The organism is Microbacterium sp. zg.Y909 (genome assembly GCF_024626565.1).
Map to the genome: position 1 here is coordinate 1 of NZ_JANJFJ010000666.1, position 1,224 is coordinate 1,224.

Genomic DNA, 1,224 nt, shown 5'->3' on the forward strand with positions numbered 1-1,224 from the left:
TCGGCATCCGGGAGCGGAGAACGACCGTGGACGACATGAGCACCGGCACACAGATGCAGTTCGGCATCTTCACCGTGAGCGACATCACGCAGGACCCGACCACGGGGCGCACTCCCAGCGAGGCCGAGCGGATCCAGGCGACCCTCACGATCGCCGAGCACGCCGAGCAGCTGGGGCTGGACGTCTTCGCGCTGGGCGAGCACCACAATCCGCCGTTCTGGTCGTCCTCGCCCACAACGACGCTGGCGTACATCGCCGCACGCACCCGACGACTGATCCTGTCCACGGCGACGACGCTGATCACCACCAACGACCCGGTGAAGATCGCCGAGGACTACGCGATGCTGCAGCACGTCTCTGGCGGCCGCATGGACCTCATGCTCGGCCGTGGCAACACCGGGCCGGTCTACCCCTGGTTCGGCAAGGACATCCGGCAGGGCCTGCCGCTGGCGGTGGAGAACTATGCGCTTCTGCACAAGCTGTGGCGAGAGGACGTCGTGGACTGGGAGGGGAAGTTCCGCACCCCGCTGCAGGGCTTCACGTCGACGCCGCGGCCGCTCGACGGCGTCGCTCCGTTCGTCTGGCACGGCTCCATCCGCACTCCGGAGATCGCTGAGCAGGCCGCGTACTACGGTGACGGCTTCTTCGCCAACAACATCTTCTGGCCCGCCGAGCACTACCAGCGACTCATCGACCTGTATCGCCAGCGCTACGCCCACTACGGTCACGGCACTGCGCAGCAGGCGATCGTGGGCCTGGGAGGCCAGGCGTTCATGGCGAAGAACTCCCAGGATGCCGTCGCCCAGTTCCGGCCGTACTTCGACAACGCGCCCGTCTACGGCCACGGTCCGTCGCTGGAGGACTTCAGCGAAATGACCCCGCTGACAGTGGGCTCGCCACAGCAGGTCATCGACCGGTACGCCGGCATGCGCGACGTATTCGGCGACTACCAGCGTCAGCTGTTCCTGATGGACCACGCCGGCCTTCCGCTGAAGACGGTGCTCGAGCAGCTGGACTTCCTCGGCGGAGAGGTCGTGCCGGTGCTGCGTCGCGAGTTCGCTCAGAACAGGCCGGCCGACGTGCCCGACGCCCCCACCCACGCCGCCCGCGTGGCCGAGGTCTACGGCGACGCCGCCCCGCGCGAGGCGCGCCCGCGCGCCAACCGCGGCGACAACCTCAGCGGTCCCTCGCCCTATCAGGACGCTCCGTCCGGTGCCGCCTTCG

At 68.4% G+C, this 1,224-nt stretch carries 1 protein-coding gene; it reads left to right on the top strand.

Features of this window, described 5'->3' with window-relative positions:
* Positions 1 to 53 precede the first annotated feature (53 nt).
* The coding region (locus NQ160_RS23980; protein WP_257517478.1) for an LLM class flavin-dependent oxidoreductase at positions 54 to 1,224 on the top strand (1,171 nt) is incomplete at its 3' end.